This is a genomic window from Streptomyces sp. NPDC043812 (assembly GCF_056436245.1).
In genome coordinates this window covers 377,955-399,571 of sequence record NZ_JBWKCY010000004.1, presented here as the reverse complement: position 1 = coordinate 399,571, position 21,617 = coordinate 377,955, and the positions used below count along the sequence as shown (strand labels likewise).

Sequence of the window (21,617 nt, the reverse complement as noted above, 5' to 3'; positions counted from 1 at the left end):
TCGCCGCCTGACCGGCGGGGATGCCGCGCCGGGGGAAGGTGGCGCGGAGGCTGAGCAGAGAGATAAGAAGGGGCTGAGTTCCGACCGGTGCCCCGCCCAGCGGCGGGGGCTGGATGGCGGGGCAGGGGCACCGGAAGGTTTCTGCGGGCCCGGGAGGTCCCGGGCCGGAGCCGTGGACCCCGAGGGTCCTGGCGCCGGCGGGCTGCCCTACTTGATGCCGAGCTTGTCGCAGGCGGCCTTGAACTTCGGCGTGCAGATCTCGGCGACGGTGTAGACGCCGTCCTTGATCACCGTGTCGTTGATGTTGTCCTTGGTCAGCGAGACGACCGGGACGAGGACCGACGGAATGCCCTTGGTGGTGGGGCTGTCGACCTTCTCCTTGGCGATCGAGTCGAGCGACTCGCCCTTGGCGAGCGCCACAGCCATCTCGGCGGCGGCCGCGGCCTCCGGCGCGTACGGCTTGTAGACGCTCATGAACTGCTCACCCGCGACGATGCGCTGCACACCGGCGAGCTCGGCGTCCTGGCCGGTGACCGGCGGGAGCGGGGAGATACCGGCGGCCTTGAGGGCGGTGATGATGCCGCCCGCCATGCCGTCGTTCGCGGAGTAGACGCCGACGATCTTGTCCTTGCCGAGGGCCGAGATCGCGGCCTCCATGTTGGCGTTGGCGTTCTCCGGCTTCCACTCCTTGGTGTCGTACTCCTTGCCGACCGTCACCTTGCCGCCCAGCTCGGCCTTGGCGCCCTTCTTGAACAGCGCGGCGTTCGGGTCGGTGATGGCACCGTTCATCATGACGATCTGACCGTCCTTGGCCTTGTCGCCCAGGGCCTCGACCAGGGCCTTGCCCTGCACGTGGCCGACCTCTTCGTTGTCGAACGAGGTGTAGGCGTCGATCGGGCCCTCGGCGAGGCGGTCGAAGGCGACGACGGGGATGTCCGCGTCCTTGGCCTTCTTCACGGCGCCGGCGATCGCCTTGGAGTCGACGGCGTCCACGATCAGCGCGTCGACCTTGTTGGTGATCATGGTGTCGACCTGCTGCGTCTGCAGCGTGGCGTCCTGCTTGGCGTTGGCGTAGACGATCTTACCCTTGCCACCGGTGAGCTCGCTGATCTTCTCCTCGATGAGCGGCTTGTCGAACTTCTCGTAGCGAGCGGTCTGGTTCTCCGGAAGGAGCAGACCGATCGTGACGTCGTCGCCCTTCGCGGCGCCCGACTCCTTGGTCTCGTCCCCGTCCCCGGCCTGGCCGCAGGCGGCGAGCGAGACAGCCATCGCAGAGGCAGCGACAGCAACGGCGGCACGACGCAGATGTGCGTTCACGATGTAAACCTCCCTGACGAGGCCGCGTCGTTGCGGCCGAGGTGGCTGGAAGTCAACTCGGCCCCGCCGTCAGCGTCAAGGAGTAAATCCTTAACGAGATGACAACGGTGCCATTCGTTATCTAAGTGAAGGCGGGGGCCCCGGTGGGTACGGCACTGTCCAGAAGGGATGAATCACCCATTTCGCTGAGCACGAGGGCCAGGGCGCCGAGGACTTCGGCGCGTCCGCCGAGCGCTCCGGGAGCCACCGAGAGCTGCCTCGCCGCACTGGGGATGGCATAACGGGAGACGGACTCGCGGATCGGTCCGAGTACCAACTCTCCAGCTTCCGCCAGATCGCCGCCGAGCACCACTCTGCTGGGATTGAGCAGGTTGCAGAGGTTCGCCACGCCGCTGCCGATGTGACGGCCCACGTCGGCCACGACACGGCGGCACCCCGGGTCTCCCTCGCGGGCCAGCTGCACGACGCGCTCCATGGTCAGCTCGGCGCCGTGGCTGGACTGGAGGAGGGGCAGGACGTAGCGGGCGGCGGTGAAGGTCTCCAGGCAGCCGCGGTTGCCGCAGCGGCACACGGGGCCCGACTCGTCGAGCGTGATGTGCCCGATCTCCCCCGCCGTGCCACCGGGCCCGCGGTAGATCTGACCGTCTATGACGAGCCCGGCACCCACACCGCTGGCGACCTTGATGTACGCCAGGTCCTTGACCCCGCGTCCGCTCCCCCAGACCAGCTCGCCGAGTGCGCCCAGGTTGGCGTCGTTGTCGACGTACACCGGCACGCCCAGGCGCGCGGAGAGCTCCTGGCTGGGGTTGATGCCCGTCCAGCCCGGCAGGATGGCCGTGGAGCCCAGCGTGCCCGACTCCACGTCGATGGGCCCCGGGACACCGAGGCCGACGCCGATGACCTTTCCGGGGCCGATCCCGGTGGCCTCGATCAACCGGTTGACCAGGGCCTCTGCACGGCCGAAGCCCTGTGCCGACGAGGCGTCCACGTCCAGCGGCTCGGACTCCTCGGCCAGCACCTGGTGGGCGAGGTTGCCGATCGCGACGCGCAGATGGGTGTGGCCGAAGTCGACCCCGATCACGATGCCCGCGTCGCCGCTGAGCGAGACGCTGCGGGCGCGCCTGCCACCTGCGGAGGTGGGCGTCACCTCGACCGTGCCGCCGTCCTTCAGCTCACGGACGATGTTGGAGACCGTGGCCGCGGAGAGGCCGGTGCTCCTGGCGATCTCCGCCTGCGTGAGCGAGCCGGCCATGCGCACCGCGCGCACCACCCGCTCGAGGTTGGCCCGGTGCAGAGATGTCTGCGATCCCGGAGTCTCCATTGACTCATCCACTCCTGCCCCCGGTGGGCGGCACGACGACCGCCCCCGGCCGGGGCCGTGACTCATGAACCCCGACGTCTTTCCAACTTGTGAACTCTGAGTTCAACTCTCGGGGGGTTATTACGTCAAGACCTTGAGCGTGGCCAACCTCGGATGAGCGGGTGCGGCGAAACGGAGAAACCGCCCGCCCCCGCGCGGGTGCGCGGCGGCGGGCGGCCCGGAATCCGGTGCGGTTTGTTACTTGCCGGTGCGGTTTGTTACTTGAGCGTGCCCGCGGTGAGACCGGACTGGACGTGCCGCTGGAAGGAGAGGTAGACGACGATCACCGGGAGCATGGCGATCGTCATACCGGCGAAGATCACCGGCAGGTCGCCCTCGTAGCCCTGCTGCTGGTTGAGCAGCACCAGTCCCTGGGTCAGCACCGACCGGTCCTTGTCGAAGCCGCTCTGCTGCTGCATCAGGGTCATCGGCAGGATGTACTGATTCCACTGGCCCAGCACGTTGAAGATGCCGACGCTGAGCAGGCCGGGCTTGGCCATCGGCACCATGACCTGGAAGAAGATCCGGGTGTGGGAGGCGCCGTCGATGACCGCGGCCTCATGGATGGCGGTCGGCAGCGTCCGGAAGAACGCGTGCATGAAGAAGACGGTGAACGGCAGCGAGTAGGCGACGTACACCAGGATCAGACCCTGGTACGTGTTGAGCATGCCGAGCATGTCGACCAGGAAGTACAGGGGCACCAGGCCCAGGTACACGGGGAACATCGCGCCGGCGACGAAGAAGTAGTAGAAGAAGCGGTTTCCCGGGAACTCGTAGCGGGCCAGCACGTACGCCGCCATCGCGCCGAGCAGCATGGTGAGCGGGATGGAGAAGGCGAGCACGATCAGGGTGTTGGCGAAGTAGTCGCCGATCCCCTTCTCCCAGGCGCGGCCGAAGGCGTCGAAGTTCCAGTTCGACGGCCAGGACCAGGCGCTGGCTCCGATCTCCGTGTCGGTCTTGAAGGAACCGAGCAGCAGCCAGATGAGCGGCAGCACGATCATCACGGCCCACAGGATGAGGAAGCCGTGCGAGAAGACGTTGAGGACCTTGCCCTCGCTCTCGCCGCCGGAGGTTCCTCGAGGCGCTCCGTCGCCGTTGTTCGAGCCGCGCGGGCCGGGCACGGCGTCCTTCGTGACGCCGGGGATCAACCGGGTGTTCGACATGGCGTGGTTCCCCGCTCAGTATTCGATGCGCTCGCGGCGGCTGACCCGCAGCGTGACGAGGGACAGGATCAGCGTGAGGACCAGGATCACCACGCCCATCGCGCAGGCGTAGCCGCTCTTCCCGAAGGAGAGGAAGTTACGCATCAGATAGGTCGCCATGACTTCGCTGTTGTGGTCCGGACCGCCGCCGTAACTGTTGCCCGGTGTCATGACCGAGATCAGGGCGAAGCAGTCCATGGCCAGAATGGCGAGATAGACCCATGCCGTCTGCACGGTGTCCCACAGCAGTGGGAGCGTCACCCGGAAGAAGGACTGGGTACGGCTGGCGCCGTCGAGCAGTGCGGCTTCGTAGATCTCCTTGGGAACCGACTGCATTGCGGCGGAGAAGAGTACGAGATAGAAACCGACGCCCCACCACAGCAGCACGAAGGCCACGCACCACAGCACGAGATCGGGCTCGTTGAGCCATTCGATCGGGTGAGCCGGATCGGAGAGACCGAGTTTGATGAAGATGCCGTTGATCAGGCCGGCGACATCGCCGCGGTAGATCGCCCGCCAGAGCACGGCGAGGATGGCGATCGACAGCACGTGCGGAACAAAGAAAAGGATCTTGTAGAGACCTGATCCCTTCACTCCGCGGATTCCACCGGAGCCACCCCGCCCGCCCACGTTCACCATGAAGGCGAAGAAGAGGGCGAGCAGGATGGTCCCGATGGGGAGGAAAATCAGCAGCAGGATGTTGTGCCACAGGGCCTTCAGGAACACCTCGTCGGCGAACAACGCGGTGTAGTTGTCGAGTCCGACGAAACTCATCTCCTGCGACTGGCCCTGCCAGTTCGTGAAGGAGTATCCGAAGGTCTGCACATACGGCCAGATCATGAAGACCGCGTACAGCACGACCGGAACGATCAGAAATCCGGTGACGAACCGGTACTTTCCCTGTTGCATGGCACCCTGTCCCTGGTTTCCCGACCTCGGCTACGGACGCTTGTTGTTCTTGCTCGCCGGGTCCTTGGCCGCCTTGTCGACCGCGGCCTGCGCCCGCTTGAGCCATTCGTTCGGCTGAATACGCTTGGCCATCAGCTCGGCGGACGCGGTGCGGATGGACTCGTCCATCTCGCTGTACCAGTTGATGTAGAAGTAGTCGAACCGCTGCTCGACGGGACAGGCGTCGACGGCCTCGATGGCCGACTTGGTGCCGGGGCGCAGGCTGACACCCTTGTCGACACCGTCCTGCAGGATGGTCAGCGAGTTGGCCTCCTGGGCGAACTTCGTCGACCACTCCTTCGACAGCATCATCCGCAGGAACTCCATGCCACCGGCCTTGTTCTTGGCCTTCTCCGGGACGATGAACGGCTCACCGGCACCGGCCCGGATCGCCTCGAAGGGCAGCTTGCTGTCGGGCAGCAGCGGCATCGGCAGGAACTTCATGTCGAAGTCGGCCGGTGTCTGCTTCAGCTGCTCGTTCTCCAGCCACGAGCCGGAGGGGATGAAGACCGCCTTGCCCTCGTTCCACGCCGTCTGCGACTCGATGTGGTCGAGGGAGTTGGTGCCCGGCATGAGCAGGCCCTTGTCGACGATCTCGTAGATCGCCTCGATGGACTGCTTGGCGACGTCACTGCCGACGAACGCCTTGGGGTCGAGGTTGTCGATCGCCTTCATCGCGTCCAGACCACCGGTCTTGGCGATCAGGTCCATGATCATGACGTTGATGTAGTACGGGTGCTTGCCCTGGTGGGCGAGGCCGCCGATGCCGGCCTTCTTGGCATCCTGCATGATCTCCAGGAAGGCGTCCCAGGTCTTCGGGACCTCCCAGCCCTTCTCCTTGAAGAGCTTGCCCGAGTACCAGACTCCCCAGACGGTGTAGACGTAGTTGAGGGAGTGCATCTTGCCGCCGATGAAGCCCTTGTCGGCGGTGCCGGGGATCAGGACGTCCTTGACCTTCTTGTCCGGGTCGTCGACCGAAGGCGCGTCGAGGAGCTCCGTGAGGTCGGCCAGCTGCGCATTCTTGTGCAGCACGTCGAGCTTGATCTGCTGCGCACCGGAGTTGTCGACGACGTCCGGCGGGTTGCCCGCGTTGAAGCGGGGCTGGAGCTTGCCGGTGATCTCCTGGGTGCCCAGGTGGCTGATCTGCGGGCCCCACGTGGCCTTGTAGAGCTTTTCCCACTCGATGGCGTACTGGTCGCCGAAGCCGCCCTTGAAGATGACAACGTCAAGGGTGCCGCCCTTGGTGACGCCGAACGGGTTGCTCTTCGTCACCTCGCCCTTCTGCTTCTCCTGGTCGTCACCGCTGCCGCTGCTCGCGCACGCGGACAGGAAACTCATGGTCGGCACGGCAATCAGACCGAGGGCGGCCGACCGCTTGATCAGATTTCGACGGCTGAGGCCCTCATTGTTTTCGTGGGCGGAGGTGGATCCCATGCTCAAGTCCTCGCCTTCATCAGGACTCAGGCGGTAGGCCGGTCGCCCGTCCGTCTCACCTCAGGCGAAGGGCCCCGCCACCGCGGTCAGTTGCTGGGCCCTCCCGAAGGGAAACCCAGTGAAGCTCGGGTTGTGCTCACGGCCGGCAGCGGGAACGGACGATTCAACGACTGCCGGTCAGTGTGCACCGACCGTCGCCGTCCCCCCTGCCCGCACCCTTGTGGAACTGCTTTGCGGACGCCGACAGGTATAGTCCACTTCCCGCCAGGTGAGCAAGATCGAATGCAAGGTTGGACGGCAGTCTTTCCCGAGTTGAGACCTCGCGGATACATCAGCCCCGTGTGCACCCATACGGCCACCGCATTATTCGCGGAATGCCTCATTCCGACCGGCTCCACCGCCAACACCCTTGACACCGTACGACACTTACCTCCCTACTGGATCCTGCGCTTTGCGCCTGACAACGTTGTCCATGCGCCCTTCCCCTGGAGGAATGACCCGGGATGCAGCCCAGACCCCGACCCCGGCAACGACAAATCCACGCGGTCACCCTGGCGGTGAGCGCCTCACTCCTCGTGTTGACGGCTCCCTCGGCCGCCGTCGCCCTCCCCTCGCAGCCCGGACAACCGAACGCGGCGGACCGGGAATTCGCGTCATCCTTCGAAGCGGACGAAGCGCAGCCCGATTGGCGCAATACCGTGGAAGTCGGTGCCGACGGCAAGAAGCGGGCATCGGGTGTCGATGGCGGCTTCTCCAGCGGAATTCCGGGCAATGTCACCGACAAGGTGATCGAACTGCGCGCCAGCGACGAGAACGGCGGCGGCGGCGAGACCAAGGAGAACCTGGTCGATCTGCTGCCGAGCAGCAAATGGCTGGGATTCGAGCCCACGGCGTGGATCGAGTTCGACACCGACGCACCGGTCAAGGTCGCCACCTACGCGATGACGTCCGCCAACGACCACGCCGAGCGCGACCCCAGGGACTGGACGCTCAAGGGCTCGGCCGACGGCAAGACCTGGACCGTGCTGGACACCCGCACGGACGAGACGTTCGCCAAGCGCTTCGAGACCAGGACGTACGACATAGGCGCGCCCTCCGAGGTGACCGCCTACGCGCACTACCGGCTGGAGATCACCAAGAACAACGGTGCCTCCGACGCCACCCAGCTGGCCGACGTCCAGTTCTCGAACGGGGACACCTCCACCCCCGTTCCCGACGACATGCGCACCCAGATCGACCGCGGCCCCAGCGGCTCCCCCACCGCCAAGGCCGGGGCCGGCTTCACCGGCAAGCGCGCGCTGAAGTACGCGGGCACGCACCAGCCGGACGGCCGGGCCTATTCGTACAACAAGGTCTTCGACGTCGATGTGGCCGTGCGCCGCGACACCGAACTGTCGTACAAGATCTTCCCGGCCATGGCGGAGACGGACCTCAACTACCCCGCCACCAACGTCTCGGTGGACCTCGCCTTCACCGACGGCACCTACCTGAGCGATCTGAAGGCCGTCGACTCGCACGGCGGACTGCTGACCCCCGAGGGCCAGGGCGCCGCGAAGCGGCTGTACGTCAACCAGTGGAACGCCGTCGCCTCCGGCATCGGCACGGTGGCCGCCGGCAAGACGGTCGACCGGGTGCTGGTGGCGTACGACGCCCCCAAGGGGCCGGGGAAGTTCCAGGGCTGGCTCGACGACGTCACGATCGGGCCCAAGGCGCCCGAGAAGCGGCTCGCCCATCTCTCGGACTACGCCTCGACGACCCGCGGAACCAACTCCAGCGGCTCGTTCTCCCGTGGCAACACCTTCCCCGCCACGGCCGTCCCGCACGGCTTCAACTTCTGGACCCCGGTGACCAACGCCGAGTCCAAGAGCTGGCTGTACGAGTACGCCCGCGGCAACAACGGGGACAACCTGCCGACCGTGCAGGCCTTCAGCACCAGCCATGAGCCGAGCCCCTGGATGGGCGACCGGCAGACCTTCCAGGTGATGCCGTCGGCCGCCGCCGGCACCCCGGACACCTCGCGCACCGCCCGGGCACTGCCCTTCAAGCACGACAACGAGACGGCCCGTCCGCACTACTACGGCGTCACGTTCGAGAACGGCCTCAAGGCCGAGATGACGCCGACCGATCACGCGGCGATGATGCGCTTCACCTACCCCGGTGACGACGCGAGCGTGATCTTCGACAACGTCACCAAGGAGGGCGGGCTCACCCTCGATCCCAAGACGCGCTCCTTCACCGGCTACTCCGACGTCAAGAGCGGTCTGTCCACCGGCGCCACCCGGCTGTTCGTGTACGGCGTCTTCGACGCGCCGGTCACCGACTCGGCCGCGGACGGCGTCAGCGGTCGACTCCGCTTCGACGCGGGCAAGGACCGCACCGTCAATCTGCGCATCGCCACCTCGCTGATCGGCATCGACCAGGCGAAGAAGAACCTGGCCGACGAGATCCCGGCGGGCACCCGCTTCGAGCGCGTGCGCGACAAGGCGCAGGACGCGTGGGACGAGCTGCTGGGGAAGCTCGAGGTCGAGGGCGCCACCCGCGACCAGCTGACCACGCTGTACTCCAGCCTCTACCGCCTGTACCTGTACCCGAACTCCGGTTTCGAGAACACGGGCACCACGTCCCGCCCGAAGCACCAGTACGCGAGCCCGTTCTCGCCGATGACCGGCCCCGACACCCCGACCCGTACCGGCGCGAAGATCGTCGACGGCAAGGTGTACGTCAACAACGGCTTCTGGGACACCTACCGCACGACCTGGCCCGCGTACTCCTTCCTCACCCCGAAGAAGGCCGGCGAACTGGTGGACGGCTTCGTCCAGCAGTACAAGGACGGCGGCTGGATCTCACGGTGGTCCTCGCCCGGCTACGCGGACCTGATGACGGGCACCAGCTCGGACGTCGCCTTCGCCGACGCGTACGTCAAGGGAGTCGGCTTCGACGCCGAGGCCGCGTACGACGCGGCGCTGAAGAACGCGTCCGTCGTCCCGCCGTCGTCGGGTGTGGGCCGCAAGGGCATGGAGACCTCGCCGTTCCTCGGCTACGCCTCCACCTCCACCCATGAGGGCCTGTCCTGGTCGTTGGAGGGCTACCTCAACGACTACGGCATCGCCGAGATGGGCAAGGCGCTGTACAAGAAGACGAAGAAGGCCCGCTACAAGGAGGAGTCGGAGTACTTCCTCAACCGGGCGCGCAACTACGTCACGCTCTTCGACACGAAGGCCGGCTTCTTCCAGGGCCGCAACCTCAAGGGCGACTGGCGGGTTCCGTCGGACCAGTACGACCCGCGGGTGTGGGGTTACGACTACACCGAGACGAACGGCTGGGGATACGCCTTCACGGCGCCCCAGGACAGCCGGGGTCTCGCGAACCTGTACGGGGGCCGCTCGGCGCTCGGCGGGAAGCTCGACACCTACTTCGCCACGCCGGAGACCGCCTCGCCGGAGTTCGTCGGATCGTACGGCTCCGTCATCCATGAGATGACCGAGGCACGCGACGTGCGGATGGGCATGTACGGCCACTCCAACCAGGTCGCCCATCACGCCACCTACATGTACAACGCGGCTTCGCAGCCGTGGAAGACGCAGGAGAAGGTGCGCGAGGTGCTCTCGCGCCTCTACACCGGCAGCGAGATAGGGCAGGGCTACCACGGCGACGAGGACAACGGGGAGCAGTCGGCCTGGTACCTCTTCTCCGCGCTCGGCTTCTACCCGCTCGTGATGGGCAGCGGCGAGTACGCCATCGGCTCCCCGCTGTTCACCAAGGCGACCGTGCACCTCGACAACGGGCGCGAGCTGGTGGTGAAGGCCCCGAAGAACAGCGCGAAGAACATCTACGTCCAGGGCCTGAAGGTCAACGGCAAGAAGTGGAACTCCACGTCCCTGCCGCACGAGATCGTCGCCAAGGGCGGCACGCTCGAGTTCTCGATGGGCTCGAAGCCGTCCGCGTGGGGGTCGGGCAAGAACGCCGCACCCGTCTCCATCACGCAGGACGACAAGGTTCCCGCACCGCGTCACGACACGATCACGGGCTCGGGTCCGCTGTTCGACAACACCTCGGGCACGTCCGCCGAGTTCACGTCCGTCGAACTGCCGGTGGCCTCCGGCACCCGCGCGGTGCAGTACACCCTGACCTCGGCCGCGAAGGACAAGGCCCCGGCGGGCTGGGTCCTGCAGGGGTCTGCCGACGGCAAGGCGTGGACCGATCTGGACAAGCGCTCGGGTCAGTCGTTCGCCTGGGACAGGCAGACCAGGGCATTCACGGTCGACACGCCCGGCGCGTACGCGCACTACCGGCTGGTGGCCGTCGGCTCGGGGACGCTCGCCGAGGTCGAACTGCTCGGCTAGGGAGGGGTGTTCCCTCGGGAGCACACCTCCGCCCCACAATCGAATTCATGTGTGAAGGCCGTATGGAAGGATTAAGGTGAAACCGTGGCTCGCCTCGCCTCGCGAGGCGAGCCACGTTCTGTCTACCTTCCCGTTTGGAGAACTACGTGGCCGAACTTTCTGGCCTCAAGCGCGGCCGGGCACGTGCCCGTCTCGCTGCCGCGGCAACTGCCGCGGCCCTGCTCGTCACCGGCACGGTCGCGGGTACCGCGTCCGCCGCCGACAAGCCCGCGCCGTCCGCGGCGGCGCAGGACGCGACCGGCGCGCCCACGAAGGGCAGCTCCGCCTTCGGCGCGCAGGACGTTGCCGCCGATGCCCCGGTGAACGGCCTGTACGGCGTCAACGGCGCGGGTGATCTGTACGGTTACGGCCCGAATGGCACAGGCGGTCTCGACAGCCGTCAGCTCCTGGGCTACGGCTGGGACATCATCAAGCACGGCACGCAGGTGGACCACGACTCCGACGGCAGCGCCGACGGCATCTGGGAGATCAACAGCGCCGGCGGCATGTACTACGCCAAGTTCGGCGGTGACCCGATCCATGTCGGCAACGGCTGGGGCATCTACAACCAGTTCGTCTCGCCGGGCAACCTCGCCGGTGCGGCGGCCGACGACCTGATCGCCCGTGACTCGGCCGGTGTCCTGTGGATCTACCTGGGCTACGGCGACGGCAAGCTGACGGCCCGCAAGAAGGTCGGCAGCGGCTGGAACACGTTCAACCAGATCACCGGCAAGGGCGATCTGACCGGCGACGGCAAGGCCGACATCGTCGCCCGTGACACCGCCGGCGTGCTGTGGCTCTACAAGGGCACCGGCAGCCACACGGCGCCGTTCGCCGCCCGCACGAAGATCGGCGGCGGCTGGAACCTCTTCAACAAGCTCGTCTCCGTCGGCGACATCGACATCGACGGCAAGACGGACCTGATCGCCCGTGACACCGCGGGCGCGCTGTGGCTCTACAAGGGCACGGGCAACGCCGCGTCCCCCTTCAAGCCGCGCGTGAAGATCGGCAACAGTGGCTGGAACACCTACCGCCTGATGTTCTGAGGCAGGTGTCGCCCGATGTTCTGAGGGCGCCCATGCGGCAGGGCCGCGCTCCCCTTCCGGGAGTGCGGCCCTGTCGTCGTTCGGAGGAGTGAACTCCTGTGTTCCCGGCGGGCCTCAGGAATACCGTCCGCGCCTGTCGTCAGCCCGCGCCGGCAGGCGGTCAGTCGTCGTCGGTGTCCTCGTGGATGATCGTGCCGTTGTCGGCGTTCACCTCGAAGTCGGTCTTACTCCAGTAGGAGTCGATCACGTCGACCGCCCAGACGATGTCGTTGGTCTCGTTCTCGTGCAGGTCGGCCGCGGTGACCGTTCCCTGCTTCCGCTGGGTGGCGGCCTTGGCCGCCTGCTGGGCGGTCTGGGAGGCCCCGGCGACCAGCCGGGCCGTCTCCTGCTTGTCCTCGGCGTCCTGACCGGATTCCGGGCTGGATTCGAGCACCTTCCCGGTGACCGCGTCACTCCGTACGACGTGGACCGTGCCGTCCTTCTCGGCCACTTCGGCGAACCACACCGGGCTGCCGGTTCCCGAGCCGGCCGTCGCCGACGGGCTGACCGTCTCGCTGTCCTGGTCCTCGTCGTCCACGCCTTCCAGGTGCAGGTCGATCAGCGTGCCCCCGGACACCTCGCCGACCGCCGTCGCGGCGGCCTTGTCGAAGGTGATCTCGGTGGCCTCCAGCACCTGCTTGCGCTGCTGCTGCTTCTGTGTCAGCTTTCCGGTGGCCGTCGGCGTCGTGGTGCTCTGCGGAACGGCTTTCGCGGCCTCGGTCGTGGGCGTGCTCGTCGCGCTCTCCGCGTTCCGGCCGCATCCCGTCACCAGGACGGCCGCGGCGAGCACGAAGAGCGCACCCGCCACCTTGAGGTTCCGCGCACGCGGGAAGGGGCTGTTCGTTCGTCGGGGTTGGAGTCTCATGCACGCATGACTTGCCCTTCGAGGAACCGGAGATGTTGTCCACCGCGCAGCGTCACTCGATCGACCGGACCGCTCAGCCGGTCGGGCGGCCCGCCGCGTGCTGCCGGCCACGCCGAAGGGGCCGCATCCCGTCACCGGGATGCGGCCCCTTCGCGTCGTTCCGCAGGCGTCAGCCGCGGATCAGGTTGCGCAGCACGTACTGCATGATGCCGCCGTTGCGGTAGTAGTCCGCCTCACCGGGGGTGTCGATGCGGACGACCGCGTCGAACTCCACACCGGAGTCGGTGGTGACCTTGACCGTGCGCGGCGTGGTGCCGTCGTTGAGCTCGGTCACGCCGGTGAAGGAGAAGGTCTCCTCGCCGGTCAGACCCAGCGCCTCGGCGGAAGCGCCCTCCGGGAACTGCAGGGGCAGGACACCCATGCCGATCAGGTTCGAGCGGTGGATGCGCTCGTACGACTCGGCGATGACGGCCTTGACGCCGAGGAGCGCGGTGCCCTTGGCCGCCCAGTCGCGGGACGAACCGGAGCCGTACTCCTTGCCCGCCAGGATGACGAGCGGGGTGCCCGCGGCCTGGTAGTTCTGCGAGGCGTCGTAGATGAACGACACCGGGCCGTCGGCCTGCGTGAAGTCGCGGGTGTAGCCGCCCTCCGTGCCGGGCGCGATCTGGTTGCGCAGACGGATGTTGGCGAACGTGCCGCGGATCATGACCTCGTGGTTGCCGCGGCGCGAACCGTAGCTGTTGAAGTCACGGCGCTCGACGCCGTGCTCCGTGAGGTACTTGCCGGCCGGGGTGTCGGCCTTGATGGCACCGGCCGGGGAGATGTGGTCGGTGGTGACCGAGTCGCCCAGCTTGGCCAGCACGCGCGCACCGGCGATGTCGGAGACCGGGGTGGTCTCCATCGTCATGCCCTCGAAATAAGGGGGCTTGCGCACGTAGGTCGACTGCGGGTCCCACTCGAAGGTGTTGCCGGTGGGGATCGCCAGCGCCTGCCACTGGGCGTCGCCCGCGAAGACGTCGGCGTAGGACTTGTTGAACATGTCCTCGCCGATGGCGTTGGCGACGACGTCGTTGACCTCGGCCTCGGTCGGCCAGATGTCCTGCAGGTAGACCGGCTTGCCCTCGGTGTCGATGCCGAGCGCGTCCTTGGTGATGTCCACCTTCATCGAACCGGCGAGGGCGTACGCGACGACCAGCGGCGGGGATGCCAGGTAGTTCATCTTGACGTCGGGGTTGATGCGGCCCTCGAAGTTCCGGTTGCCGGAGAGGACCGAGGTGACGGCGAGGTCGTGGTCGTTGACGGCCTTGGAGACCTCCTCCGGCAGCGGGCCGGAGTTGCCGATGCAGGTGGTGCAGCCGTAACCGACCAGGTTGAAGCCGACCTTGTCGAGGTACGGGGTCAGGCCCGCCTTGTCGAAGTAGTCGGTGACGACCTTCGAGCCCGGGGCGAGGGTGGTCTTGACCCACGGCTTGCGGGTCAGGCCCTTCTCCACGGCCTTCTTCGCGACGAGCGCGGCGGCGACCATGACGTACGGGTTCGAGGTGTTGGTGCAGGAGGTGATCGCGGCGACGGTGACGGCGCCGTGGTCGATCTCGTAGGTGGACCCGTCGGGGGCGGTCACGGTGACCGGCTTCGACGGGGCGCCGTTCGGAGTGTTGGCCGGGGAGTCGGAGGCCGGGAAGGACTCCTTGCCCGCCTCGTCAACGGTGTCCACGTAGTTGCGCACGTCCTGTGCGAACTGCTGGGCGGCGTTCGCGAGGACGATGCGGTCCTGCGGGCGCTTCGGGCCGGCGATGGAGGGGACGACCGTGGAGAGGTCGAGCTCCAGCTTCTCGGAGAAGTCGGGCTCGGCCGCCGGGTCGAGCCAGAGGCCCTGCTCCTTGGCGTACGCCTCGACGAGGGCGACCTGCTGCTCGCTGCGGCCGGTCAGCTTGAGGTACTTCAGGGTCTCGCCGTCGATCGGGAAGATCGCGGCGGTGGAGCCGAACTCCGGCGACATGTTGCCGATGGTGGCGCGGTTGGCGAGGCTCGTCGCCGCCACACCCTCACCGTAGAACTCGACGAACTTGCCGACGACGCCGTGCTTGCGCAGCATCTCGGTGATCGTGAGCACCAGGTCGGTGGCGGTGGTGCCGGGCTTGAGCTCACCGGTCAGCTTGAAGCCGACGACGCGCGGGATGAGCATGGAGACCGGCTGGCCGAGCATGGCGGCCTCGGCCTCGATACCGCCGACGCCCCAGCCGAGCACACCGAGGCCGTTGACCATGGTGGTGTGGGAGTCGGTGCCGACGAGGGTGTCGGGGTACGCCTGGCCGCCTCGGACCATGACGGTGCGGGCCAGGTGCTCGATGTTCACCTGGTGGACGATGCCGGTGCCGGGCGGGACGACCTTGAACTCGTCGAAGGCGGTCTGGCCCCAGCGCAGGAACTGGTAGCGCTCCTTGTTGCGGCCGTACTCCAGCTCGACGTTCTGGCCGAAGGCGTCCGCCGTGCCGAACTTGTCCGCGATGACGGAGTGGTCGATGACCAGCTCTGCCGGGGCCAGCGGGTTGATCTTCGCCGGGTCGCCGCCGAGCTCCTTGACGGCCTCACGCATGGTGGCGAGGTCGACGACACAGGGAACACCGGTGAAGTCCTGCATGATCACGCGGGCCGGCGTGAACTGGATCTCCTGGCTGGGCTGGGCCTGCGAGTCCCAGCTCCCGAGCGCCCGGATGTGGTCGGCGGTGATGTTCGCGCCGTCCTCGGTGCGGAGGAGGTTCTCCAGGAGGACCTTGAGGCTGTAGGGGAGGCGCGCGGAGCCCTCGACCTTGTCCAGCCTGAAGATCTCGTACGACTCGTCGCCCACGCGCAGCGTGCTGCGGGCGTCGAAGCTGTTCGCCGACACGACAGTCTCCTTCATCAATGTGCGCGTACTACGTCCCATGCTGCCGCCACGGCTCCTCGCCGATCCGCTAAGGTAAGGCTTAGTTAGGCAACCCTTACCGACTGGCGGCTTGCGGTACGCCTTCGGCAGATATCTCGATGTCGAGATAACTCTAGTACATGACCGCTGCGGGGTCATGCCCGGACACCCGTTGTCCTGTCTCACTGCCTGCCGGCTCGGGCCCGGTGCTTTCTGCGCCCGGCTCATCCGTTGTGGCCGCTGCCCAGGCGATGCCGGATGGTGGAACCCGCCGATTCCCTTGACCGTGGAATACATGAGGCGCGACGCATCGCCAGGCATCGCACCCGAAACACCTGCGTCGGCCGGGCCGCCTCATACGTCGTCGACAGGACGGCTGGTCGGTCTGGATCTGGCCCGGGGTCTGGCGATTCTGGGCATGTACACCGCACATGTCGGTCCTGATCCGTCGGTGGGCGGCGCCGTGGGCTGGGCGATGGAGGCAGCCCGTGGGCGCTCGGCGACTCTCTTCGCCGTGCTGGCCGGCTTCTCGCTGGTCATCCTCACCGGCAGGCCGCAGCCGAGAACCGGGCGGGCAGGGCGACAGGCGGTGGGCAGAGTACTGATCCGCTCCTTCCTCCTCATCGCTCTGGGCTACGCCCTCACCGCCCTCGACACCAATGTCGCCGTGATCCTTTCCTACTACGGCGTCCTGTTCGTCCTGGCCCTTCCGCTGTACCGGCTGAGGGCAGCAACCCTGGGCGCCACCGCCGCGGCATCGGCACTCGTCATGCCCCACGTGCTGTATCTGCTGCGAGCAGCCGTCGACAACGGAAACTGGCCGGACACCGTCATCGCCCACGACCCGCTGGCCCGCGTCACCGCTTCGGACGGGATCATCGAACTGTTCGTCACCGGCACGTACCCGGTCCTGACCTGGCTGCCGTTCATCGTCACCGGGATGGCCGTGGCCAAACTCGACCTTCGGCGGCCCGGCGTCGTGGGCAGGGTGGGACTGCTCGGTGGAGTCCTGGCCGTCATCGGGTACGGCGGATCATGGCTGGCTCTGCACCTTGTTCCGGGGGCGCTGGAGGGGGTGCGAGAAGCCTCCAACACCGGGACCGCGGCATCGGGCTGGTGGTCCGACGCCGTGGGCGAGGACCCCGCCTCCGGTATGCCGGCCTGGCTCCTCGTGGCCTCCCCGCACAGCCAGACGACGCTGTCCATCCTGAGCAACACCGGCGTGGCCCTGGCGGTGCTGGCCGCCTGTCTCATCGGCACCAGCCGCTCGGCGCGTCTGCGGTGGGTCGCCACGCCCGTCAGCGCGGTCGGATCGATCGCGCTGACCGCGTACGTCGGCCACATCCTCGTCATCAAAGTGCTGGGCACCGGCGACCTGCCGGGCTCCGCCGCGTTGCCGGTCTTCCTCTGGTTCGCCGCGGGGGCCATGCTCTTCGCTCTCGTGTGGACCCGGTTCTTCCGGCGCGGGCCCCTGGAGTACCTGATGCATGCGCTCACGATGCCCGCGCGTCTGATCCCATGACGCAGGCTGCGGACTGACCACCTCGGGGGGCATCCCTCGCTCGCGTCGGCTGATGTCAGCCGAGGAACACCTCTGGCTCGAGCCCGTTGCATCCTGCCGATGACAGGAGCGATCCGCAGCGCGGGCAGGCCCGAGCGACGACGTAGGAACCGCATCGCGACGCTGCGGCACGTCGTCTCGACGTGCAGGCTGCCGGCTTCACGGTGAAGGCTGCCGCCCCTTGTCCTGTCTCACTGCCTGCCGGCTCGGGCCAGTGCTTTCTCCGCCTGCTCGGCGAGAGCGCCGACGAGGTCGGTGGCGGACGGCAGGTCGTTGATGAGGTCGACGGCCTCGCCGGCCCACACCGGAAGCGGAGGGACATCGCCTCGCGCCACGGCATCGCGGTAGTCGTGCCGGGCATGACGGTCGGCGGCGAGTTCGGCCTCCCGGTCCCGCCATCGGTCGAGGAAGGGGTGGCCGAGGGTGCGGGCGGTGTAGCGGGAAGGCCACGCGGAGCCTCGGGCGATGTCCAGCACCCGGTTGCGTTCGGTGTCCTGCCCACGCCCGGCCAGGATCGCGTTGAGGGCCGCGGGGTCGACGAGTGCCTCGTGCGTGGCCTGGAAGCGGGTGCCGATGAGTGCCCCGGCGGCGCCCAGGGCCAGGGCCGCGGCCACACCGCGCCCGTCGGCGATCCCGCCGGCCGCGAGCACGGGCACCGGTTCCGCCAGGTCCACGACGACCGGCACGAACGGCAACGTGGACCGCCCGTTCCGAGCGCCGTGCCCACCGCTCTCCGTACCCTGCGCCACGATGACATCGGCGCCCAGGTCCACCGCCTGGGGGGGCCTCGTCCAGATCGGTGACCTGAATGATCAGTGCCGCGCCCGCTGCGCGGATACGCTCGGCGAACAGGCTCGGGTCGCCGAACGACAGCATCACCGCCCGGGGCTTGTGCTCCAGCACACGGTCGACCGCGTGCACATCGATCGCCCAGATCAGAAATCCGACACCCCACGGCTTCCCGGCCGTGTCCGCGAGGAGCGGCAGTTCGCGGGCCAGCCACTCGGGGTCGCCGTTGCCTGCGCCCAGCATCCCGAACCCGCCGCCGCGAGAGACGGCCGCCGCCAGTGCACCGCCGGCCGATCCGCCCATCGGCGCCAGCGCAATCGGATGCCGCACCCCGAACAGCTTGGTGAACGCCGTTGTCAACGCCATGGCGGACATCATCGCCCCTCACCGACGTACCGGGCATCACACAGCGAACGGCCGGCGCCGCCTCACCGGGGGCGCGTGACAACCTGCCCGTCCAGCAGCGCCAGCACACCGGCCACGGACTGCTCGAAGGGCTCGGCCGAACCGGCGGCCCGCGCCAGCACATAGCCGCCCTGCACCACGGCGACCACGGCCGACGCGGTGTCCTGCGGACTCAGGGCCGCGCTCAGTTCACCGCGCTCGCACCCTTCCGCGAGCACCTGCGCCAGCCGCCCCCGCAGCCAGGCGAACGTCTCGTCGACCGGAGCCCGCAGCACGGGGTCCGCCATCACGTCCGGATCCTGGGTCAACCGCCCCACCGGGCAGCCCTTGAGGACGTCACGCTCCCGCCGCAGATAGGCACCGACCCGCTCGAGCGCCGTCCCCGGCGCGGCGAACTGCTCCTCGGCCGCGGCCCGCATCTCCTGCGCGGTGCGCGTGATGGCGGCGAGCGCCAACTCCTGCTTGCCGCTGAAGTGGTGGTACATGCTGCCCTGCCCCGCGCCCGCGCGCCGGAGGATCGCCTTGGGGCTGGTGCCCACGTAGCCACGCTCCCACAGGAGCTCCCGGGTGCTCTCGATGAGGCGTTCCGACGTGGTCATGGGCGTGGTCGGGGACGTGGCCATGCGGAAAGTGTAGGTACCGGAGGTTTCGGCCCGGCCGGCCGCTCAGCGCCCGTCGGGCCCGAGGTGCGCGTCGAGCGCGGCGGACAGCAGGGATTCGACGTCCTCCGTCCCGGTCGCGAGTCGCAGGCTCCCCCACGCCCACAGCTGCACGATCCCGTGGAGGTTCGCCCAGAACGCGCCTGCGACGGCCCAGGGCTCGGCACCGGACTGCGGCCGCGCACGGGCGACGAGATCGACGAGCACGTCGAAGAGCGGCAGGCTCGTCGCCCGCAGTCCCAGATGTCCGCTTTCCAGTAGATCGTGGCGGAACATCAGCTCGTACATGCCGCGGTTGGCCTGCGCAAAACCGACGTAGGCCCGAGCGAGTGCCCTGATCCGCTCACGCGGCTCCCGCTCCGCGTCGCCTGCGGCGGCCGCGATATCGGCCGTCATCGTGTCGAAGCCCTCGTGCGCGATGGCGGAGAGCAGCTCCAGGTGGGTCGCGAAGTACCGGCGCGGCGCGCCGTGCGACACCCCGGCCCGGCGCGCGATCTCACGCAGCGTCAGCGCCTGGACGCCCTCACTGGCCACGAGGTCGACCCCGGTGGCGATCAACCGGGCCCGCAGACCAGCCACTGCATCACTCATGCGCCCCTGTCTACCAGTCGCCGACAGACACCGTCTACACACGCCTGCGGAGCGCACCCCGGGGCCGTACGGCGGCGCTGCTGTTGCCCGGCCCCCGCCGCGCACCGAGCATCGAGGCATGTTCAGTGGCGCACATGTGATCCTTCACACGAACGACGCCGATGCCGACCGGGCCTTCCTCAGGGATGTCCTCGGCTTCGACCACGTCGACGCCGGAGGCGGCTGGCTCATCTTCCGGCTGCCACCCGCCGAGGTGGCTGTCCATCCGACCGGCGACACACCGAAGCACGAGTTCTATCTGATGTGCGACGACCTCGACCGCACACTCGCGGACCTCACCGCGCGCGGCGTCGAGGTCTCCGGGCCACCGAGCGACCAAGGGTGGGGCGTTCTGGCACGGGTGCGGATGCCGAGCGGGGCCGAACTCCCCCTCTACGAACCCCGGCACCCGACCGCCCACAGCCTCCCGCCGTCGTCACTCTGATGGCCTACCCACGGCCGAGGGCATCTCATATGTGAGATAACCTCCAGCCATGGCAGACGATTACCTCGTACGCATCGGCAAGCTCATCCGTGACGCCCGTCAGCATCGCGGATGGACACAGAGTCAGCTCGCCGAAGCGCTCAGCACCAGCCAGAGCGCCGTCAACCGCATCGAGCGCGGCAACCAGAACATCAGCCTTGAGATGATCGCCCGTATCGGCGAGGCGCTCGACAGTGAAATCGTCTCTCTCGGATACGCCGGCCCCATGCATCTGCGTGTCGTCGGCGGACGCCGGCTGTCCGGCTCCATCGACGTCAAGACGAGCAAGAACGCGTGCGTGGCGCTGCTTTGCGGCTCCCTGCTCAACAAGGGCCGTACGGTCCTGCGGCGCGTGGCCCGTATCGAAGAGGTCTTCCGTCTGCTCGAGGTGCTCAACTCGATCGGCGTGCGCACCCGCTGGATCAACGAGGGCATGGATCTGGAGATCGTGCCGCCCGCCGATCTCGACCTGGACTCGATGGACGCGGCGGCAGCGCGCCGCACCCGCTCGATCATCATGTTCCTCGGGCCGCTGCTGCACCGGATGGACCACTTCCGCCTGCCGTACGCCGGTGGCTGCGACCTCGGTACGCGGACCATCGAACCGCACATGATCGCCCTGCGCCGGTTCGGCCTGGACATCACCGCGACGGAGGGCATCTACCACGCACAGGTGGACCGTTCGGTCTCGCCGGAGCGGCCGATCGTCCTGACCGAACGCGGTGACACCGTGACCGAGAACGCGCTGCTGGCTGCCGCACGCCACGACGGCGTGACCGTCATCCGCAACGCCTCCTCCAACTACATGGTCCAGGACCTGTGCTTCTTCCTGGAGGCGCTGGGCGTCAAGGTCGAGGGCATCGGCACCACGACACTCACGGTGCACGGCATGCCGAACATCGACGTGGACGTCGACTACTCCCCGTCCGAGGACCCGGTCGAGGCGATGAGCCTCATCGCCGCCGCGGTGGTGACCGAATCGGAACTGACGATCCGCCGGGTCCCGATCGAGTTCCTGGAGATCGAGCTGGCGGTCCTGGAGGAGATGGGCCTCGACCACGACCGCTCCGGCGAGTACGCGGCGGACAACGGGCGGACCCGCCTGGTGGACCTGACCGTACGGCCTTCCAAGCTTCAAGCGCCGATCGACAAGATCCACCCGATGCCTTTCCCCGGCCTGAACATCGACAACGTGCCGTTCTTCGCGGCGATCGCGGCGGTCGCCCAGGGCCAGACGCTGATCCACGACTGGGTCTACGACAACCGCGCGATCTATCTCACGGACCTCAACCGACTGGGCGGCCGCCTCCAGCTGCTCGACCCGCACCGCGTCCTGGTCGAGGGCCCGACCCGTTGGCGCGCGGCCGAGATGATGTGCCCGCCGGCACTCCGCCCGGCCGTGGTGGTCCTGCTCGCGATGATGGCGGCGGAGGGCACGTCCGTGCTGCGCAACGTGTACGTCATCAACCGCGGCTACGAGGAACTGGCGGAGCGGCTGAACACGGTGGGCGCGCAGATCGAGATCTTCCGCGACATCTGACGCATCCCCAGGTCAGGAGGCAGCCTTTTCTCCTCCCTGGGCCGTCTGTGG

At 67.8% G+C, this 21,617-nt stretch carries 15 protein-coding genes and 1 pseudogene; 5 read left to right on the top strand and 11 right to left on the bottom strand.

Annotated features, from left to right (window positions below; all coding sequences use genetic code 11):
- Positions 1 to 207: 207 nt before the first annotated feature.
- The 5 genes from AC067Z_RS08945 to ngcE form a co-directional block, all read right to left on the bottom strand.
- Entirely contained in the window at positions 208 to 1,305 is a 1,098-nt protein-coding gene (locus AC067Z_RS08945; RefSeq protein WP_478788824.1) for a sugar ABC transporter substrate-binding protein, read from the bottom strand.
- Positions 1,306 to 1,438: 133 nt separating this feature from the next.
- Positions 1,439 to 2,638, bottom strand: a complete 1,200-nt coding sequence (locus AC067Z_RS08940; protein ID WP_478788788.1) for an ROK family transcriptional regulator — start codon at positions 2,636 to 2,638, stop codon at positions 1,439 to 1,441.
- Between the two features lie 257 nt (positions 2,639 to 2,895).
- A complete protein-coding gene (locus AC067Z_RS08935) occupies positions 2,896 to 3,840 on the bottom strand; it encodes a carbohydrate ABC transporter permease (RefSeq protein ID WP_478788787.1) in 945 nt (314 codons plus the stop codon).
- A 15-nt stretch (positions 3,841 to 3,855) separates the two neighbouring features.
- Positions 3,856 to 4,788: a carbohydrate ABC transporter permease gene (locus AC067Z_RS08930; protein WP_478788786.1), complete on the bottom strand. Its 933-nt coding sequence runs from the start codon at positions 4,786 to 4,788 to the stop codon at positions 3,856 to 3,858.
- A gap of 30 nt (positions 4,789 to 4,818) precedes the next feature.
- A complete protein-coding gene (gene ngcE, locus AC067Z_RS08925; protein WP_478788785.1) occupies positions 4,819 to 6,261 on the bottom strand; it encodes an N-acetylglucosamine/diacetylchitobiose ABC transporter substrate-binding protein in 1,443 nt (480 codons plus the stop codon).
- Between the two features lie 503 nt (positions 6,262 to 6,764).
- On the opposite strand from ngcE, the gene AC067Z_RS08920 reads away from it, so the two are divergent.
- Both AC067Z_RS08920 and AC067Z_RS08915 read left to right on the top strand, forming a co-directional pair.
- On the top strand, positions 6,765 to 10,604 hold the full coding sequence (locus AC067Z_RS08920) for a GH92 family glycosyl hydrolase (protein WP_478788784.1): 3,840 nt from the start codon (positions 6,765 to 6,767) through the stop codon (positions 10,602 to 10,604).
- 146 nt (positions 10,605 to 10,750) lie between these two features.
- Positions 10,751 to 11,689, top strand: coding sequence for an FG-GAP repeat domain-containing protein (locus AC067Z_RS08915; RefSeq protein ID WP_478788783.1), 939 nt, complete (start codon positions 10,751 to 10,753; stop codon positions 11,687 to 11,689).
- 160 nt (positions 11,690 to 11,849) lie between these two features.
- On the opposite strand, the gene AC067Z_RS08910 is transcribed toward AC067Z_RS08915, so the two are convergent.
- On the bottom strand, positions 11,850 to 12,593 hold the full coding sequence (locus AC067Z_RS08910) for a PepSY domain-containing protein (RefSeq protein WP_478788782.1): 744 nt from the start codon (positions 12,591 to 12,593) through the stop codon (positions 11,850 to 11,852).
- A 169-nt stretch (positions 12,594 to 12,762) separates the two neighbouring features.
- A complete protein-coding gene (gene acnA, locus AC067Z_RS08905; protein WP_478788781.1) occupies positions 12,763 to 15,480 on the bottom strand; it encodes an aconitate hydratase AcnA in 2,718 nt (905 codons plus the stop codon).
- A gap of 313 nt (positions 15,481 to 15,793) precedes the next feature.
- On the opposite strand from acnA, the gene AC067Z_RS08900 reads away from it, so the two are divergent.
- Positions 15,794 to 17,020: a DUF418 domain-containing protein gene (locus AC067Z_RS08900; RefSeq protein WP_478788780.1), complete on the top strand. Its 1,227-nt coding sequence runs from the start codon at positions 15,794 to 15,796 to the stop codon at positions 17,018 to 17,020.
- A 230-nt stretch (positions 17,021 to 17,250) separates the two neighbouring features.
- Here the strand turns inward: AC067Z_RS08900 and AC067Z_RS08895 are convergent, their stop codons facing one another.
- The 4 genes and pseudogenes from AC067Z_RS08895 to AC067Z_RS08880 all read right to left on the bottom strand — a co-directional run bounded on the left by AC067Z_RS08895 (position 17,251) and on the right by AC067Z_RS08880 (position 19,503).
- On the bottom strand, positions 17,251 to 17,808 hold the full coding sequence (locus tag AC067Z_RS08895; RefSeq protein ID WP_478788779.1) for an NAD(P)H-dependent flavin oxidoreductase: 558 nt from the start codon (positions 17,806 to 17,808) through the stop codon (positions 17,251 to 17,253).
- A gap of 247 nt (positions 17,809 to 18,055) precedes the next feature.
- Positions 18,056 to 18,151 (bottom strand): annotated as a pseudogene (locus AC067Z_RS08890) (NAD(P)H-dependent flavin oxidoreductase); the annotation flags it as partial.
- A 125-nt stretch (positions 18,152 to 18,276) separates the two neighbouring features.
- Positions 18,277 to 18,852: a TetR/AcrR family transcriptional regulator gene (locus AC067Z_RS08885; protein ID WP_478788823.1), complete on the bottom strand. Its 576-nt coding sequence runs from the start codon at positions 18,850 to 18,852 to the stop codon at positions 18,277 to 18,279.
- 66 nt (positions 18,853 to 18,918) lie between these two features.
- Complete coding sequence (locus tag AC067Z_RS08880) at positions 18,919 to 19,503, bottom strand: TetR/AcrR family transcriptional regulator (RefSeq protein ID WP_478788778.1); 585 nt, start codon at positions 19,501 to 19,503, stop codon at positions 18,919 to 18,921.
- Positions 19,504 to 19,621: 118 nt separating this feature from the next.
- On the opposite strand from AC067Z_RS08880, the gene AC067Z_RS08875 reads away from it, so the two are divergent.
- Both AC067Z_RS08875 and AC067Z_RS08870 read left to right on the top strand, forming a co-directional pair.
- Positions 19,622 to 19,987, top strand: coding sequence for a VOC family protein (locus AC067Z_RS08875; protein WP_478788777.1), 366 nt, complete (start codon positions 19,622 to 19,624; stop codon positions 19,985 to 19,987).
- Between the two features lie 49 nt (positions 19,988 to 20,036).
- A complete protein-coding gene (locus AC067Z_RS08870) occupies positions 20,037 to 21,566 on the top strand; it encodes a helix-turn-helix domain-containing protein (protein WP_478788776.1) in 1,530 nt (509 codons plus the stop codon).
- Positions 21,567 to 21,617 lie beyond the last annotated feature (51 nt).